This window comes from Metabacillus schmidteae, from assembly GCF_903166545.1.
Lineage (GTDB): Bacteria > Bacillota > Bacilli > Bacillales > Bacillaceae > Metabacillus > Metabacillus schmidteae.
Genome location: NZ_CAESCH010000003.1, coordinates 241,219 through 260,129, shown reverse-complemented (window position 1 = coordinate 260,129; position 18,911 = coordinate 241,219). Strand labels below are relative to the sequence as shown.

17 protein-coding genes are annotated in these 18,911 nt (G+C 33.7%); 1 reads left to right on the top strand and 16 read right to left on the bottom strand.

The genetic code is table 11. The features are described 5' to 3' along the window. Positions 1–394: 394 nt before the first annotated feature. The 10 genes from HWV59_RS26920 to HWV59_RS26875 all read right to left on the bottom strand — a co-directional run bounded on the left by HWV59_RS26920 (position 395) and on the right by HWV59_RS26875 (position 11,443). Positions 395–670 (bottom strand): hypothetical protein, encoded by a 276-nt coding sequence (locus HWV59_RS26920; RefSeq protein WP_102232133.1) that lies wholly within the window; start codon positions 668–670, stop codon positions 395–397. A 233-nt stretch (positions 671–903) separates the two neighbouring features. Then, entirely contained in the window at positions 904–3,093 is a 2,190-nt protein-coding gene (locus HWV59_RS26915) for a type IA DNA topoisomerase (protein ID WP_102232134.1), read from the bottom strand. A 19-nt stretch (positions 3,094–3,112) separates the two neighbouring features. Then, positions 3,113–3,739 carry a metal-dependent hydrolase gene (locus HWV59_RS26910; protein ID WP_102232135.1) on the bottom strand — a complete coding sequence of 209 codons (627 nt, stop codon included), beginning with the start codon at positions 3,737–3,739 and terminating at the stop codon, positions 3,113–3,115. A gap of 81 nt (positions 3,740–3,820) precedes the next feature. Next, the gene (locus HWV59_RS26905; protein WP_102232136.1) at positions 3,821–4,141 is read right to left on the bottom strand and encodes a DUF2325 domain-containing protein; all 321 of its coding nucleotides are present in this window, start codon (positions 4,139–4,141) and stop codon (positions 3,821–3,823) included. Positions 4,142–4,235: 94 nt separating this feature from the next. After that, complete coding sequence (locus HWV59_RS26900) at positions 4,236–4,922, bottom strand: response regulator transcription factor (RefSeq protein ID WP_102232137.1); 687 nt, start codon at positions 4,920–4,922, stop codon at positions 4,236–4,238. 184 nt (positions 4,923–5,106) lie between these two features. Beyond that, positions 5,107–5,703, bottom strand: a complete 597-nt coding sequence (locus tag HWV59_RS26895) for a hypothetical protein (RefSeq protein WP_102232138.1) — start codon at positions 5,701–5,703, stop codon at positions 5,107–5,109. 33 nt (positions 5,704–5,736) lie between these two features. Beyond that, on the bottom strand, positions 5,737–6,336 hold the full coding sequence (locus HWV59_RS26890) for a hypothetical protein (protein WP_142385649.1): 600 nt from the start codon (positions 6,334–6,336) through the stop codon (positions 5,737–5,739). Between the two features lie 2 nt (positions 6,337–6,338). Beyond that, the gene (locus tag HWV59_RS26885; protein WP_102232140.1) at positions 6,339–7,040 is read right to left on the bottom strand and encodes a hypothetical protein; all 702 of its coding nucleotides are present in this window, start codon (positions 7,038–7,040) and stop codon (positions 6,339–6,341) included. 270 nt (positions 7,041–7,310) lie between these two features. Beyond that, on the bottom strand, positions 7,311–8,102 hold the full coding sequence (locus HWV59_RS26880) for a hypothetical protein (protein WP_102232141.1): 792 nt from the start codon (positions 8,100–8,102) through the stop codon (positions 7,311–7,313). Between the two features lie 20 nt (positions 8,103–8,122). Continuing rightward, on the bottom strand, positions 8,123–11,443 hold the full coding sequence (locus HWV59_RS26875) for a DEAD/DEAH box helicase (protein WP_102232142.1): 3,321 nt from the start codon (positions 11,441–11,443) through the stop codon (positions 8,123–8,125). A gap of 586 nt (positions 11,444–12,029) precedes the next feature. On the opposite strand from HWV59_RS26875, the gene HWV59_RS26870 reads away from it, so the two are divergent. After that, complete coding sequence (locus HWV59_RS26870; protein WP_102232143.1) at positions 12,030–12,308, top strand: HU family DNA-binding protein; 279 nt, start codon at positions 12,030–12,032, stop codon at positions 12,306–12,308. Between the two features lie 46 nt (positions 12,309–12,354). Here HWV59_RS26870 and HWV59_RS26865 read toward each other — a convergent pair whose 3' ends face one another. From HWV59_RS26865 to ssb, 6 genes are all read right to left on the bottom strand, one after another. Next, a complete protein-coding gene (locus HWV59_RS26865; protein ID WP_102232144.1) occupies positions 12,355–13,224 on the bottom strand; it encodes an ATP-dependent DNA ligase in 870 nt (289 codons plus the stop codon). Positions 13,225–13,418: 194 nt separating this feature from the next. Beyond that, positions 13,419–14,828 carry a DNA cytosine methyltransferase gene (locus HWV59_RS26860; RefSeq protein ID WP_175640791.1) on the bottom strand — a complete coding sequence of 470 codons (1,410 nt, stop codon included), beginning with the start codon at positions 14,826–14,828 and terminating at the stop codon, positions 13,419–13,421. Between the two features lie 69 nt (positions 14,829–14,897). After that, positions 14,898–16,760: an LPD1 domain-containing protein gene (locus tag HWV59_RS26855; protein WP_102232146.1), complete on the bottom strand. Its 1,863-nt coding sequence runs from the start codon at positions 16,758–16,760 to the stop codon at positions 14,898–14,900. Between the two features lie 138 nt (positions 16,761–16,898). Next, entirely contained in the window at positions 16,899–17,183 is a 285-nt protein-coding gene (locus tag HWV59_RS26850; RefSeq protein ID WP_102232147.1) for a hypothetical protein, read from the bottom strand. A gap of 67 nt (positions 17,184–17,250) precedes the next feature. Next, positions 17,251–18,315 (bottom strand): DUF6094 domain-containing protein, encoded by a 1,065-nt coding sequence (locus HWV59_RS26845; RefSeq protein WP_219722829.1) that lies wholly within the window; start codon positions 18,313–18,315, stop codon positions 17,251–17,253. A gap of 93 nt (positions 18,316–18,408) precedes the next feature. Then, complete coding sequence (ssb, locus tag HWV59_RS26840) at positions 18,409–18,882, bottom strand: single-stranded DNA-binding protein (protein WP_102232148.1); 474 nt, start codon at positions 18,880–18,882, stop codon at positions 18,409–18,411. Between the last annotated feature and the right edge of the window lie 29 nt (positions 18,883–18,911).

The window sequence follows — 18,911 nt, the reverse complement described above, 5'->3', positions numbered from 1 at the left end:
TTCGACACCATTACATTAGAGGGACTTGGGGTGACTGGCAAGTCTTTTTTTATGCCCTTATTAAAATAAGTGCAGGACTCTGCATTTTTCTGTTGCAAAGGTCTGCACTTCTATTTTGCAATAAACACTTGTTCTTCTTTTCAAACGTGCAAAATCTTTCTTCTCTTCTTTGTCCATCACAATGTACTCCTTCGTAATTTATTTCTATTTCCACTTCGGTTTTCTTTTGGAAAATGGTGTAACTAAATAAAAAATGTCTAAACAAATAAGAAAAAGTCCAATAATGACACATAAAAACATAAAAACCAATTCTGATTGATGAAATTTACTAACCAATACAATTCTGAGAAATCAGCGATCATAAAGTTAAATCTCCTTTTTAGCGAACTACGAGTTAAAGTTCATCATAATATTTCTTAGACATTCTCTTTCCATAAACAAGTTTGGTTGCTTCGAATGTTAAATAAAAGTTTGAAGTATCTTCTGTCCATGCATTCCCTTTAATAGCAAAACCTTTATTAACTAAATCGATCCAATCGGTATTATCAGCACTACAGTTATAGTAATTTCTATAAGGCTTTGTTTTTCTTGGAAGTCCTAACGCATGACGCATTTTCTTTAATTGTTCTTCTGAAACATCAGTTAAACTTAACTCTTTTGTGATATTCAATTACTCTTCACGCCTTCGCTTTTAGGTCAATTCTTAGTGAATTATGCCTTTTTTTATATTTCTTTTCTAACAATTTCAAGTTCTCGTACCACTTCTTCATATTTGTCAGAAACAACATCAAGAGCAGAAACTAGATATCTATATCTTTCTAGTAAAACATCATTAGGTAATTCATGAATTTCAATCAAAGCCATTTATATTTTTAAAAGATACAGTTTATCTGGTTATTCTCTTCACCTCTTAGTTGGAACTCCTTCAAAGCTAAAAGTAACTTTCTTCTGATTTGGATCCCAAACCAAAAATGCATCAAAGGTTTCTTCCTTATTTTTCTTTTTAAAACCTTTAATTAGTGGAGTGGTCCCTTTTTCGAGTAACATCGCAGCCTGAGAATTAGTTATCTTTTTACCAGCAACTTCTTTTGAAAAGGAAAAACTACATTGTGTCTTACTATAACTTTCACATCCGAAAAATTTCCCTTTATCTATAACACCAGACCCACAATACATACAAGAACCTACTATTGTAGATTGATGCATTTCATTAATTATCTCTTCGAAATTCCAATGCTCAGATTGATTTATTTGATCCTGTACAAATTGAGTTATTCTTTCATTTGTAGCCTGCAAAAAACGCTTGTATGGTTGTTTCCCTTTTCCGATATCTTCAAGAAAATTTTCCATTCTTCCTGTTGTAACTGGTGAAGCTAACCAATTGTTCTCTCCTAACATTCTCATAAGTAGATCACCCTTTGGGTTAAGGTACACCTTATTACTTTTAACTTGCGCATACCCTTTATCAAAAACTTGCTTAATAATATTGGCTTGTGTTGCTACAGTACCAAGACATAATTCTTTATTTGTAAACCCTTCTTTTTCTTCTTTTGTTAAATATGCACCTGCATTAGACATTACTTTAACAAGTTGACCTGCAGTGAATCTCTTTGGAGGTTTTGTTACCCCTTCTTTTAAGGTCATGTCTTGAGAAGAAACTAATTCATTCACTTCAACAATAGGTAATGTCTGCACTTCTTCAGCAGAATCATCTTCTACTTCGTTATATTCATTGGAATAGATTGATTTCCAACCTTCACTTACAAGTCTAGTGCCCTTGCTTTTAAATAAAAATTGTTGATCAACAAGAGTTTGAATCTCAGATTGGCTATATACTGCATGAGGGAAATGAGCTGCAATAAACGTTTTAACGACCATATCATAGATTCTTTTCTCATCTTTATTTAGAACCTCCAGTGTAGAAGGCGGGGTTTCAGTCGGTATAATTGCATGGTGATCATCAACGCCCTTATCATTAACGAACCTTTTATTTCCACTAATATCATTTAATGGAGTAGGAAAAAATTTTGAGTATTCTTCCAGATGACTTAATTTCTCTAAAACTTCAGGAAATCCCTTAGCTTCTTCCTGTGAAACGACACGAGGAGAACTTCGAGGATATGTCATAAATTCTTTATCATATAAGCTCTGTGCAATAGATAGTACCCTATTAGGTGAGTATTGATATTTTTTATTTGCCTCAAATTGCAACTCGGTTAGATTATAAAACTGTGGCGGGGGAATTTCTTTCTTTTCATTAGACACTTCTGCTACTTGGCTAGGTTTATTTTGTATATACCTTGTTAAGGCTTCAGCGCTAACTTTATCCCAAATATGCTCTTCCCCTTCTTTAAACCATCTACCTTGATAAACCTCATTATTTTTTGTCCGAAAGGATAAATACAAATCCCAATAAGGAATAGCCTTGAAATTCTCGATTTCTTTTTCACGACGATGAATTATTGAAACAAGTGGAGTCTGGCACCTACCTAAACTAAATCCAGACTTGTCTTTAATTCCTTTTTGCTGAGCTAAAATTGAAACTGCTCTAGAAGCGGACATGCCAATAATCCAATCCGATACTTGCCTTGAGTGTGCTTCGTAGTATATATTAAGATATTCTTTTTCATCTTTTAATTGCTTAAATGCTTTTTTAACCGCACTTTTAGTTAAACTAGTCGTCCATAATCGTTTTACAGGTTTTCTATTGTTTACATATTTCAACAGAGAAGCTGTTAATAAGATCCCTTCTCTCCCTGGGTCAGAACAGTTAATTATCGTTTCAATTCTTTTATCATTAATCCATTTACGAACTTCGCTAAAAGCACTGGTTTTTTTCTCATCTACTTTTAATTTTAATGAGAAATTTTCCGGAATAAGTGGCAATTGAGAAATTGACCATTCTTTCCACTCTTCCTTATACTCCCCTGGTGTATAAGCTCTTAATAAATGCCCAATACACCATACACCAATTGCTCCCTTTGAAAAGAATTCATTAGGTCTTATCTCTATGTATTTTTTCATATCTTTATGATCAAAGGCTTTACATACTGTCCTAGCTTGCTGTGGCTTTTCAAAGATTAACAGAAACATTGAAATTCCCCCCTTATCTTCATAAGGCAATATATTTTATAAAATTGCTAGATATAAATAAGATATTTAATATTAACAATATCCAGATAATCAAACGTTCATTATATGATCCTGTTCGAAAAGTAATAAAAAACTTAAAGTATTTTTTACTAAGAGGGAAAAATAGTGGTATTCCTCTTTTTGTTAAGTAGTCACCGATCAGGTGAGATACAACACCGACGATATAAGCAATTAAATATACTAAGGATACTTTTAAGTAGAAATTAATCAAATAACAATAGAAGCAGAGTAAGAGGAGAAATAAAAGGGAATGTGAAAACTTTCTATGTCCTGTAAAAATCAATAGAAAAGGAAGTAGTAGTAAACTAAAATTCTTCAAATCAACATATATTAGATTAAGTAATGAAGGAAAGTATACCGCTGTCGTTATAACGGCAGCTACTATGATTAGTAATAACGCCCAAAAGTATCTACCTAATTTTGAATTTGGTGTATCTATATCAGGAAACAATGATCCAAACAACACTAGACCAAAAAATAAGAGCATATCTATCGGATCTTTAAAATCTATTCCGAATAGATTTAGTGTGGTTAATGTTATAAGTCCCCATGTTATACCGAACACTTGATGACTATATGCCAACATCTTTCATATCACCTACTTCAGTACTACTTGCACCACTGTTACATCTATTAATGAAATCATATTCAATTCCTTTTTTCATAATTATGCAGCCTCTACTCTTATCCCTACTACCTCTAACCCTTTTTGTATAGCTCCAGTAGCACCGAAACCATTTACGAATTCAATATTTTTATCAAGTTTCTTACAGACCTCCTTTACGATATCCATGCTCACATGACCGCATGCTCCTAATAAAACAACCACTGAATCTGCTTTTTTAATAATATTGCGAAATTCTTTCTTATTTCCCCCGTTTCGAGTCTTACCAGTATGATGTAAAACTTCACAATTAAATTTAACTCCTAATTTACGAAATGTAGCTTCTTGACTTCCACCAAATACAGCAATTACAGGTTTTTTCATAAAAAACACTCCTTTAATATGTATTGAACTTAAAACAAATATACAATACACATTACACTTATTGCAAGTATTTTTATGAAAATGTTTCAATTTTTCATATTACATACTCAGATACATCTATCCATCCGTTAGCAACAGCCTTTACCGCAGCTGCGGTACGGTTCGGAACCTTTAGTTTTTTTGAAATTTTCCCCATATATTGTGATACAGTACTTTCCGATAAAAATAAAGAACTAGCAATCTCTGAATTGGATTTCCCTTGTATGAATAACTGTAAGATAGTCCATTCAGTCTTTGATAATATATCTTCTGGAAAAGCTTTTTTGTTAGGATTTTCTACTATTTGTGTCTCTACTATTTCGTTCTCATTACTTATTACCTTAGTTAAAAGGAGTGGCACAAGGTCACTATCAATATAACTTTCTCCTTTCATTACCTTGGATATTCCTATCATGAAATTGGTGGGACTTGAATGTTTTAAAAGGATTCCTTTGATACCTATAGATAGCATCTCAACTAAGAAATCTGCTGAAATAGATGCACTATAAATGACAATATTACATCCTTTACTTATTACCTCTGACATTTTTTCTTTCAGATTACTCAAATGACTAATCCTGTTCGGATCAATTAATAGGATATCTGTTTCAATAATATGGTCAAAATCAGAGATTTCACTTACATCTCGACTGTCTACTGTAAGTTCTGGAAACTCAATTTCAAGTAGTTTTTGAGTGCCTATTCTATACGGGTTTTGATGATCTAAAATTAAAATTCGCAATGACACATCCACTTCCTTTTACAAGCACAAAAAAAGGAAAAACCCTAATAACACATAATATTTAATGTGTTTTCATTAGAGGGTTTTTCCCTTTTTGTATATGTACATAGTTAATATCTTTATATATGATTATTATAAAGAAAAACTAAGATTTAAACAATATTTGCTAGGTTAAAATTACTACTTATTTAGATAACATCATAATTTCCCCGTTACCAATTAGAACATACTGGCCATATCCATCTTCATTAACATACCAACACATACGACTTGCCAGTGATTTTGATGATTTATGGTCATGCAGTGGGTAGGGAGATTTATATATTCTTGATGAAACACCTTTTTGAGCTGTGTTGTCCTGTGGGAGTGAAATAAATTTGTTCTTTGAATGATTAACAATCCAGCAACCATAAGTTTGTGAAGAATCTATGAACCAGATTGCGTCACCACGATTGGAAGGAAAATCAGGTTTAAATGGATATGTCGATCCTTCATCCGAAACTTTCTCTCCTTGAAGGTGATAGAAAACTTCTTGATCATCGAATTCGCATGAAAAATCATCTTCAATTAGCGTAAACTTAATATTTTTTAGTCCCCTTTGTTTCATAGGTTCCTGAGATAAAGGTTGTTTTTTTTGACATCTCGCGAAGATGCTCGGATTTTCCACTTCAACTTCTTTCCAAATTCCACACTCTTGAGTAATTGGATCATACATACTGCAATCATTAACGCAAGTTTTCGGAGTGCTACTTTTTTTAGTATTATCTATAACTAATTTCATATTTACCTCTCCTCTAAACAAGCAAACCTCTTCTTAAGCTCCCAAAAATACAACCGGGATGACCAATGACAATACTGCGATAATAACTGATCCAATCATTAACCTCTTACTCCATCGAAAGTAATCAGGATGATTAATAAGCTTATAGAATAATCTAAATAATAATGATACTAATATCATGCCTACTGCCACATAAATACCTACAGAGGTTGCAAAATTCAATAAGTCACTTGCAAAAAGTGTAATACCTATTGCGTCCATTGTCAACACAATTATTGGTCCGCCTCTGAAGAATAGTATTATTAACAACGATGTAACCATTACTCCTGTTGACCACTTGGTCCATTGTCCATTTTTGAAGATAAGAGATAATGCTAGAGCCACTACTGCTATAAGAAAGATAACTGTAATGAATTTCATTCCTGTGTCATAGATATAAGGCAGCATTCCATTAAAATTCTCAGTCATATTTCCAATAGTCGGGTTAATATCGTTTTCTTCAATAGGGTTTTCATTAAGGTCCCTTTTTTCAATAAAGGTAGGAATACCCTCATTTGCTACACCTAGTGAAGGATTTATCAATAATACTAGCAAACATATAGAAAAAAGTATGATGTTAGATAATACCCTCATTTCTATATGCTTTTCCTTTTGGTAGGTATTGAAAATTTAATACGAGTAGAAATAGTCTCACGCTTGATGTTGTATAACATTTTTCCATTTTGAATAGGAACATCAACTGTATTATTATATCGTTTACTTGGATTAGAATATTCAATGTTTAAAATTGTTTTCCATTGATCATAGAAAGCCATATTAGGAGATTCTAATTTACTCAATGCTGTACTAAATCCTTTTCTATCAATTTTAAACACAACTGATATATTGGTTAATTTATAACCGTGTGTATGAAACTTGAATTTTCTAATAAACTTGTGAAGTTGTACTAGCTTTCTAAATGCTGAACTTAAAAATGGCATTTTATCTTGTTCTTGTTTATTAGAGATCGTGAAATTAGTGATTACAGAAACACTACTATCTACAAGTGTGCCGTCAGGATTAATTTCAATAACAGCCTCAGTATCACAATCCAAATGTAAAATAAGAGGGCTATACCAACTTAACAATGCGTTATCTAAGGAAACCTCAAGATTCTCATAGTAACCTTCATCAAGGGCACCATCAAAAACTTCTACACCTTTACCCGTTATATTTATAAATTTTGTTTTAAGAGAGTATTTAATATTGATTTCTTCTAGCAATTTCTTCTCTCGTTTCAATTGCTCAATGTATCCAGGGACTTTGGTACTATCGTACAATTCTGTGTTAATTAACATCTTGACTTCTCCTTCCAAACTCCTAAGTAATATATCGACTAAAAGTTATATTTCTTTAATGAAATATGGTAACAAAATGGTAGGTATCCATTTGGGGATTCCTACCTAAAGCACAAGATTTTGTGAATATCTTGTGCTTTAGGTAGGAGGTGACGGATTTCGTCACGCTTCTACAAAAACAATAATAAATGTTTCTTACACATATTGCAATCAGTATTTGGATAATCTAACAATCTTTAACAATGGAATAAATAGGTTTTTATACCTAAACTAACAAACTACTCTCCTTTCTTTATCTAGGTATATTTCTTCATCCGGAATTACATACTCATCACTTACAAATGTTCCTTCTTCTAATTTTATTGTTCTAATGACTTCAATTTTACCGTCTTCTTTTTTATTTACTTCGATAGAAAGTATATCTTTTGGATTTATCGATCTAGCTTTTTCACCAAGATCAACCCATACACGACGTCCATCACTTACATGAATATGCGAACCTTCCATACCTATAACTGACACAGTCCATTGTTGGTTACCAATAATGTTATCCGCAATTTTTGCAGTAGCAAATGCTTGATAATCTGAGGAAATCATTGGTTCATTAGAGTCTATTAAATCATCTAAAGACAAACAATCTTCTTGTTGTAGAGGAGGTAGGTCAGATTGATCTAGTATGTTTAATTCATTGATTAAAAGGAAATCATCTTGAGTATTATCCTCATTAACCCTATTCATATGATCTTCATATAAGATCAAACTATCTTCATTACTTTCAGCATCTAGCTCAATATTTTCATTTGAGCCAAGCTCCTGTTGCAGGGCTGAAAATAGATCTTCCGCTTTACTACCTCTTATATCTGAAACCTCAACTACTGGTTTTACATATTCATTTGGAAGCACCATACAATCCTCTTGGTATGCTTCTGGAAAATACATGTACTCCATTGTTGCTTGATACTGCGTAACCTTAAACTGTTGAGACTTCTCGATACAATACTGTTCCAACACTACTAAAATGAAAAATTGACAATATGTTAACAACTCTATAATTGATATCATTTATTAAATTCCTCCATTTTTTAGAAAAGTTCAAATGCTAGTTGACCATCAATAGGTGTATTCTTTTTACGACGACCTGATGATGTAGCTTTCTCTACTTCAAATAATTTAGCATCGTATGTCTTTGTAGTTGCAGATGGTTGCTGTTGTTGAGCAACTAAATGCGAAAGGATTGCTCCATCTGGTACAAATTCAAAACCAAATGCTTCAATCATATCTACTTCAAACACACCATTATTGAATGTAAAGCCGGAAACTTTTCCTCGTTCTATGTCCTCTGTAATCACCTTTATTTTACGTAAAAGTACATTTTTGGTTGCTTCAACTTTAATTTGAGATGTAATCCAGCTGGTTACTTGTTCTTGAATAGATGGAGTCCTCTTCTTACCGATACCTGCCAGAATTTCTCTAGCTCGATCCGAGGTCTGACTAACCCAATCTTCAGTAGATCCTTTAAGAACCTTATTGCCCTTCTTAACACTCTGAATCAACATCGATTGAAGATCTCCCTCTTCACCCAACATAGCGGAAATTCCATCAGAACTAAGTTCGCCATTAATAGCTGCAGAAGCTCTATTTTTCTGTGCGATTAAAGTAGCCATTGTTTCTTGGAACGTATTTTTATACTGAACATAAAATATACGGCACTCTTTATCTTGACCGATACGCCACGCGCGTCTACTAGATTGATTGATTGTAAATAAAGACCAACTGAATTGATAGTATATAAGAGTCGGTGTACAGAGTAGGTCAAGACCCACTTTAACTAGTTCCTGACTAACAATACATACATCGTAGTTTTCCTTTTCAATTTTCTTTTTTAACCAATCGGAACGCTTGTTAGTAGCTGTAGTTCCTGTGTCAAGAATACAAACCTTGGCTCCTACTTGTTCGAGTACTTTCTGTAACCGTGGTCGTACGTCTCTACCTGGACTTGAAGAACCTGTATCTCGCACATATACAATGGATTTACGTCCTTCTGACATTTCAGAAGATATAATCTCTTGTAGTTTTTTCTCCTTTGGAAGCAAACGATTTTCATCTAAATGAATGGCTTTCCAAATAAGCTCACGATTACCTGCATCATCAACTTTTATTGTTGCATTAGGAAAAGTGAAAGGATTATCAATATAACTGATACCAAAATCAGTCATTGGCAGGTAAAGCTTATGCCCATCTTCACGAGTATCAATTGCATGTTCGAAAGAACGAATCATGTCTAGATAAGACTCTTCTAAATCTTCATCCATATCAACAAAAATAGTAGGCATATTCTCTAAATGAACTGGATCTGGCCAAACATCTACTAGCCTTACGTTCACCATGTTCTTTAGCATATATCTGCCGTATATAAAAGAAGATATACCTGGCAATATTTTTTCAGTTCTTCTTACGCCTCCACGAGAATTAGTATTAGAGTACTCACCATTATCTTTATATTCGTATATGGTTTCTTCTATATTCCCGTATTCTTCATTGAATCTTCTAATCTCTGAATATTTGAATCCACTAGCAACCATTTCATGAGGGAATAGACGAAATAATAGATAATAGACATCCTCTGCCTTACCACCAAAAATTGTTCCACTACCAGCCACTACTTTTTTCGATACTTTTGCTAGACTTCCTAGAGAATTTCCCTGTGCAGTCATACCGCCCTTTAGTTCATGTACTTCATCTACAATGGAAATATCGAAGAAATTTCTCATTTGACGACGGATGTATTCTATGGCAGCAATACGTCTGGGCATTCCTACGACTTTAGGAAATTCTTTTTGAGTATCTTGTATGTGCTTATATAGATTAGGGTTATCTTGCTCTATAGCATGAACAAGCTTCTTTTCATGTTTAGCCCATTCTTTGAAAGAGTTATAACGAGTTGGAACTTTCTTTGTCCATAAACTATCCCCACACTCCGAACAAAAAGCATTCTGCGGTTTCACGTTATTGGATATGCGTCTTCCAGTTCCAAATTCATCTTCAAGCATTGTACGTTTAACATGCTTCTCCTCCTCTTCCCCATCTTCATTGATCACAACATTACTTGATTCAATGACCTGGTGAGCATTACCACATGAAGAACAATAATAACCTGATCTGTATGGAATACGGTCTTCTGTTTTTTGAATAGTTGTTTTCTTATATGAGAACTCTACAGCGGGAACAATACGACTATCTCCACGCATAGTAGTAAACGAAATAACAAAGAAGACTGGTTTCTTAGGCTTTGGTCGTCCTGCTTTTTCCCAAGCTACATGGTATTCAATTAATTGACTTGTTTTTTGAATGACATGAATCTCTGCATCAGGTACTATTTCTCTTATTTCATCAGGCCACTTTGCCGTTAAGCTTGGTGGAACCATTAAACAAGCGAAATATCCCTTTTTTCCTTTTAGTTGATGGTAACCTTCTGCAATACTAGTCATAACTGACGATTTCCCTGTTGACATCTCACCCTGTATAATGACAGCCTTTTGTTCTAACAACCTTTTTGAAACAGCTGTTGCAACATGACTTTGTACAGGGAATAATGTACGAGGAAAACTCTCAAAATGTTTTAAGGTTTCATCTACCATTGGATTATGGGTTGGTTGTACCTCTTTTGAAAGTTTTTCAACCATCGCATCAGAGTATCCAAGCATATAATCAGTTAAGGAATCTACAGTTTCTAATTCAGATCCCGTTCCGCTCCTCGGAAAACAGATTGTTTTCTGTTGGACCAACTCCGAAATAAGGTTATCTGCCTCTTCTTCTGAAAGTTTAATACGTAATAATGACATACCATCTACGAATAGATCTTTGTCAAAATACATTTCAATCTCTTCTATAAAGCCTCTATTAAGCAGTTCTTGGTATACTGTATCCTTCCATTCATTCAGAATATGTAAACCGTACTTAGAACCACCTAATAAATTCGCTATATCTTCTGCTGGATTGCCATCAAACGATAAAACATACTCTTCATTAGCAAATAATTTATCGTGAACAATTGCAAGAGCCTTTCGATTTTGATTAATTGTGATAGGAAACTTTTCATAAGATCCTTTATCAGAATTCAACTGAAAATCTCGTTGGAATTCATATGTTGTAAGTGTTTTATCACCATGTCCAAAATAGATACCATTTGAACCTATGTCCATTGCAGCCTTCATTGATTGAAGGGTTGAATCACTTCCTGCAATAATGGTCATAAGAATTAGTGGTTGCTTCCAAGATTGATCTGGAGCTTCACATGCTAACGCATAACAAAAGGCATTTTGCCATGATTGTTCTAAATACACTTCCAGCATTTTAGGAGAATCTTCATTTTCTTCTAGTTTCCATTCAATGTTGTTTGACATAAATAAGTCCCTAGCTAAATGTAGAGTTGGGGAGTACCCCTAACTAAATACACTTAGCTAGGGATACACCTCCCTTATTTATATGTTTGATTAAATTATAGAACATATGTTCTTGTTTTCAAACACATTTTTTGTTAAATAGTCGGTCAAAGGACCTAAATCTCTCTCCTTTCCTTTAAATTACTCCCTCTTTCTAAAAGTTTCTTTTATCTATATAAAAAACGAGAACCATATGGAGAAAATGCTCCGTTAAAATTCTCGTTTGAACACACATCAAGTTTTTGAAAACACAAAAAGCCCTTGAAGTTTATTAGAAAAGGACACAAATATACTGTGTGCACTTCTAATCAACCTCAAAGGCTGCTAAATGTTTGTTAAGCAACAGCTGACCAAAAATGGGTCGCTAAAAAATAAAAAAGGAAAATTAATATATGGGTATTATAACCTCTATGCTTAAATTCGACAAGACTTTATGTCTATTTGACCCTTTTCATTTGAAATGATCTTGAAGATCATAGAAAATATGACATTTAATGTTCTTATATGATAATATCCTTTAGTAGTACTTAAATTGGAGGTCATTTTCATGAATAAAACTGAACTAATTAATGAAGTAGCTAGCAGATCTGAATTGTCTAAGAAAGATGCAACAAAAGCAGTAGATTCAGTGTTAGATGTACTTCTGGATACTCTTAAAGAGGGAGATAAAGTTCAATTAATAGGATTCGGTAACTTTGAAGTAAAAGAACGTGCTGCTCGTAAAGGCCGCAACCCTCAAACTGGAGAAGAAATTGAAATACAAGCATCAAAAGTGCCTTCTTTCAGTCCAGGTAAACAATTGAAAGATGCGGTAAATAATAGATAACTTATAAGATAAAGGAGAATCCATAAGAATAAATGGATTCTCCTTTTTATGATAGAACGAAATTTTCGAAACTAGCACTTCTCATTAATCCATTTTTTGATAAACATTGGTACTTCACTTTACATTTCACTAAAGGATTAAGATATATATATTCCCGATTTTCAGATTGAATTAGTTGTTTTGAAATATGATAAAATGCTTTTCTTTCATCAGGAGGTACAAACTCCAAAACACCCTTATACTTACCTTCTTCATTAGTCATTAACCATCCAAATTTATTCTTTCTAAGTGCAGAAATAGTAACTACTTCATACTGATAATTCTTTATTTTATAGAAGACGTCTTTTGGTCTGGAGTCGATATAATATGGTTTATTAAGGTTTTTTGACACAATACCTTCCATACCCAATTCAACCATTTTTTTAAAGAGTTCCTCACCATCGGAATAACTAGCACTATATGATATGAACTCATTATTCGTTATGGTGGCTTCAAGTATATCTAAACGTTGTGACAAGTTGAGTTTGGTTAGTTCTCTATCATTCAGATAGAGAATATCAAAGGCCGAAAAATGTACAGGAATTGTTTGTTGTAATTGAGCAATCTTGTCCTTTTTAGAAGCCTGAAATCGTACAATTAGATTATCAAAACAAGGAGTTGGTGGAGATGCACTTTGGTCGAAGGCTATTACTTCTCCATCTAGGATACAATTCTCAACTGGAAGAATAATATTACATAATTCAGGATACTTAAAGCTAATGTCGTTACCATGTCTAGTAAACAACTTAACTTTTCCGTTGTTATAATGTAATGTAGCCCTATGCCCATCCCATTTTACTTGATGAATATAGTTTTCACCATTTGGAATATTGATAGATGGTTGTAAGAGCATTGGCTTAATTGGCGTATCTAACATGCGTACCACCTCAAAAATAACTTTAACAAAAGTTGCCCATACAATTAAGTGAAGTTTATTAGTAAATGAGGATAAAAAAGGATTAAATACTTATCATTTTCTATACTTTGTTAGAAATGTTGAGTTAACAACTGATGTTTTAAGAACAAGAAAAGTGTAATAGTTTATAACCTATTACACTTTCTATTTACAAATCATATAATTAATTCAAGTTGACCATTTGTTGCTATAGACACAGCACTATCAACTTTTTCTTTTACTACTCTCACCGTTTGGTTAACTTTATTAAGTGCTTGTTTCATAAACACAGTAGCTATAGAATTACCAATAGCTCTTATTACTTCTCCTGAAACGGATTGTCCTAACATCTCGAAACGACGAGTTTTAGGAGTATGCTCACAAAATTCAAACCACTCAGGAACTCTTAAAATACGGCGTATTTCATTTTCCGTTAAGAATCGAAATTTCTTCTTATCTTCACTTAAAACATAGGTATTAGAGGCACATTGAGATCTGTATCTTTTTGGGATTGCATTTATCTGCTTTGCATTACCATCGACAAATGTCTTATCTAATGAACGATCCTTCCAAGCTTCTCTTGATTCAAAACTAGTCATCCAATGTTCTAATGATTTCCACTCATAGTCACCATTTTTTCCATCTAGGTAATCTTTTAGCTTTCTACGTCGTACATTTGGAGGTTTGGGAAACTGAAATGCCTGGAACATGTCAAAATCGGAGAATGCAACAGAATAAGTCCGATTCCTTGTAGCAATTGCTCCAAAATCATAGCTTTCAATATTCTTTTCCTGCCAATAAGGGTAGGTATCAAGAAGTAATTCTTTTAATGCAAACCACCCTTCACTTTTATAGAAAGCTGGGACATTCTCGAAAAATAGGACCTTACACTGAGAGCTCATTAAAATCTTTGCAGTTGCTATAAATAAGTTATTCATAACATTACCTTCAAGATGGCCCAATGAGCTATGCTCTGAGCATGGAAGGCTTACAAAAGCAACATCAGATTCAACAACCTCATGTACATCTCGAATATCACCATTGAATAGATATGAATGTGGATAATTATGTCTTAAAACCTCACAACTATCATCGTCAAATTCGATCTCCATTACGGGTGTGAAAGCATTTGTATCTTTCAAGCACCCTGTACCTATTCCAGCTCCTGCACAAACAGATAATAGCCTTAATCTCTCATCCGATTGACTTTCAACTGTAGCGGTTTCCAACAATTTGTAACGGAGAGGTCTGACAACGATCCTACTCGTACAATTGTCTTTATAAACACAAATTTCAACCTTCTGTTTAATACTTAAGATAGAGGCATATTCTTGTTTTGCGCTATCTACAAGCGGTCTTCGTTTTCCACTTGTCTTACTGATACGTGATGATACGTGTAATATATGATCATCTTGATTAATAGGCCGATTCTGTATAATGATCTCTTGATTCTCTTCATTTACTGAAATGTAAATTTCTTCTTCAGCTTTTAACCCAGCTGCCTCACAAACAAGGTGTTGCAACCACAATCTTGGATTATCCGCTTTCTTACTCACAGTATATACTTTTTTAATTACTTGTTTCAATTTTATTTCCCCCTATTTTTCAATAGAAAAAGCAAGAATCTCTAAAGATTCCTGCTTTTCATAAAACTCTTATTTAGAATGAATGGATTTAGCTATAACTCTCACTAATGCACTCATTTTTTCATTTATTTTTTCACGTTCCTCATGCATTGGATAAGCTATGGAATCGTAGGTACCACATACAAGATAATCACTGATACGATTATTTGCTTTTAATGTGTCTTGTACCCACGCTTCAAATGCACGAGCGATTAACTCTACATTTGAAGACCAATACTTACCTAAAGATCCTCTGTCGAGAAGCAACGCTTGTTGTAAGAATTGGCTTCTATCAGTAGGATAAGGAATTCCCTCTACTCTTTCGCCTGTTTCTTGCTCATGATACCAAGCAAGAGCCTGAGCATATTTTTTTAAGTCTCTTTTCTTTCTTCTTTCCAATTTTTCGATTTCCTTTTCACGGCTAAATGAAGAAACCATTGAAAGATGATATTGATAAGACTCATCAAGTTTTACCTTTTGTTTAGTCATGATAGTCTCTAAATCACCATTCTCTTGCTTATAGAGAGTCTTTAATGCGTAAGAAATTCTCCAAGATGTACCTGGTTTATTTTCATTTGGAAAATAGTCTAATGAGCTACCTTCTTTCATTTCTTTTATTAATTCTTCCATAGCTCTAATAAGTTCATTAGAGATACCAGAACCAATGTTATCTAGATTTGAAAGATAACCAATACGTCCATTCTTGTTCTCATGCGACATACAATACAACCAATGGTCAATAGCATGAAAAACCTCATGAGCGCATATTCCAAGCGAACCTCGCTCTTTAGTAAAATTAATCACCTTGTAATTTGGCTCATAATGTCCTAGTGCCTTACCTCTACCTCTAGCCCCGAATGCAAGACTAAGAGAGCAATCGAGCGATATATCAGTGTCATTGATACCAAGTATATCTACTAGATCATGGAGAGCTTCAGAACAACGAAAAATATGTTCAAGACCTTTCTCGTCATTCACATAATGCCCAAACTCTACACCTCTAAATTGAAATCCAGTTATCATATCCTCTGGTTTTCGAACAAAGGTTTCGCGTCCTCCTTTACGATCTGGACGTTCAGGTAAGGAACGCTCCCATACAGCTTGCTTTTTCTTACCTGTACCCTTACTCTTTTTTGGTGCAAGAAGTACATCCCAGGAATTAATTTTTTCTATAGCCTTTAAGGTGCTATTGATACTCTGTTGTTTGGTGAAAAAGTTTTTAAAGGAATCACCTAAAATCCGATAACAATACTTTTTAGCGGCTTCAATATTTTTCAGACGCTCTTCTGATTTGCGAATTAATCTTTCAATTTCAGAAATAGTTACCTTATCAGATTTGTTTGTTCCAACAAGCTTTGTTTTTAAGTCAGCAATACGTCTAACTGTATAGTTAACATGATCATCACTTGTACCCTCATAGATTAACTGTTTGTTCATAACGCTGATAAAGTCACTGAATTGATCCCATGTAAATAAAACACTGAACCATTTTGACAACTCTTGTACAGCAATGAAGTATTTTTTTCGAGCTTCTTCATTATCCGAGGGTTGATTGTCTATTCGCTGGATGAGTAATTGTTTAAGTCTTGCAACTTTACAATCTACTCCTTGTTCACGTTCATTTTCTAAAGAAAAATTAGAAAACAGCTCCTGCTTTGAGATTAACTCTGCTGCAAGTACAGCTGATGTTTTCTCAATTTCAGATAGAATTTCTATGTTTTTTTCCTTTGAAAACTGACTTCTTAGAATAGCTTCATCTTTACGACTTCCACCTATCTTAACCCCAACATCATAAGCAACCTTTCGATTCACTTGAACTTCGCTTCGAATATCTTCCATTAACTGATTTATTTGTTCACTTGCTCCAAAAAAGCTTAATTGTGTTTGTTCCATATAAATTCCTCTCCTTTTGTTTAACAGATAAAAAAGGAAGTTAACAATATTCTTGTTAACTTCCACTCTCACTAATTTATTTAAAATTAACTCTCATGCTTGTTTATTTTTAAGTGCAAACCTTACTCAGTACTCTGTTCATATCCAAGGATAAGAGTTTATTGCCTCACCATTTAACAAAGTTACATTCTTATATTCCTTTAAATAACTTAGGAATGAACGTAGTTTAAACTGATTTTTAAACTTGAATTGTTTGGTTTTGCATCTTTCATTGATATACCCATGGTCTAGTTTATTAGCAATAGTCACGACTTGATTAGAAACATATACATATACGTGATTTTCTAGAATGTCACATGCAGTATCAAATGCCATTTCCTTAGCAGATTTTGTATGATAAATAGAAGAAATTGTGATATCCAATTTTGAATCACTCCAAATTTACATTTAATTTAAAAACTATATTGTTAATAAAACACGATTCTCTCAATTAAACGAATTTCTTAATTGCACCTGAAGGAGTAATTACTTTTATAGAGACTTCTCGGACAGTACGGATTTTAGTCAATGTTGAAGTTCCTCCACTTTCGTGATGTTTCTCTTCTTCTGACTTTACTTTTTTAACAATCTCTAAACCCTGTACAGCATGTAAGTGATCCCCTTCACCAATAAGTCCATTACAAGCACCAGAAGCTAACAATAACGCCATCTGACCTTGTGCAATATTAATGATTGGATTTCCTCCTAAAACAAGTGACTTCGGTTTAGAACGCTCTTTAAACGCTGCGAACCCTTTACTACTTCTAATAGCATCAACAAAATTCGCTTTACTTTCCAATTTTGTATAGAAAGTACGAATTTCTGTTGGACCAGCCGGTACCTTCCATTTGTGTTTACCGACCATTAGGTTAATAGGAGTTACTTTTGTTTTTACAAACTCTTCTGATTCCATCTCAATCAGAAAATCAAAAAGTTTTTTATTGTACTCTTTGAACTTCCCAGGCTTCTTCGTACCAATGAATATACATTGTTTAAAACCATCATAATCATCATCAGAAAAACGTAGAATCCCTATATTTTCGAAGTTTACAGCTAGAAATCTCGCTATCTTAGCATCTGCGATACGGTAAGAAGGAATGACGAAAACCAATACTCCATTAGGTGCTAAATACCTTGTATTTCTCACCAATTCTAAATATTCCTTACGATCAGCTTCATCATCTTCCATACCTTTAATGCTAAAATCATACGGAGGATTTAACCACAACATACTAAATACATCATTAGAGATCACCATGGATTCGATTGGAGCATTAACAGAATGATCTAGCACCTTAGAAGCCTTTTCAGCTCGGCCTTTATCAAGCTCCACTCCATAAGTGGTAATCTTATATTCTTGTTCTTCAGCAAGTTGCGAAAGTAATTCCCCTTCTCCAGCTGTAGGATCTAAAATGCTACAATCACCTGAAAAATCTAGCAATTGTTTAACATATTCTCCTTGAAGATGTGGGGTTGCGAAAAATCCACTGCGAATTTTGTTACCTATATTAGACATAATATTTACTCCCATCGTTTATTAGTAAAACAAAAAAAGAGTGCTCATTCCTATTGGAATGAAACACTCTCTTTTTATTATTGAATTGACTCTTTAAAAGGGAAGATCATCGTCTGGAATGTCATAAGGAATGGCATTAGAAAATGGATCTCCAAAAGAGTTATTGTTATTTTGACTCTGATTACGGTTGTTATTTTGGTTTGTGTTGTTATTTTCTTGATTACCGTCCTGATTTCCATTTCCAGAACCTTTTACATCAAGAAACTGAACAGTCTCCGCAACAACTTCCGTTACATAAACACGCTTCCCTGTCTGATCTTCATATGAGCGTGATTGTAAACGACCATCAACACCAGCCAAACTACCTTTTTTCAAGAAGTTTGCAGTACTTTCGGCTTGTTTTCTCCAAACTACGCAATTCAGAAAATCTGCTTCACGTTCACCTTGTTGATTGGTAAACGTACGATTTACTGCCAAAGTAAATGTAGCAACAGCTACTCCACTTGATGTATATCTAAGATCGGGATTTTTTACTAATCTACCAACAAGCACGACTCGATTAAGCATGAAATATTTCACTCTCCTAATTTCAATAA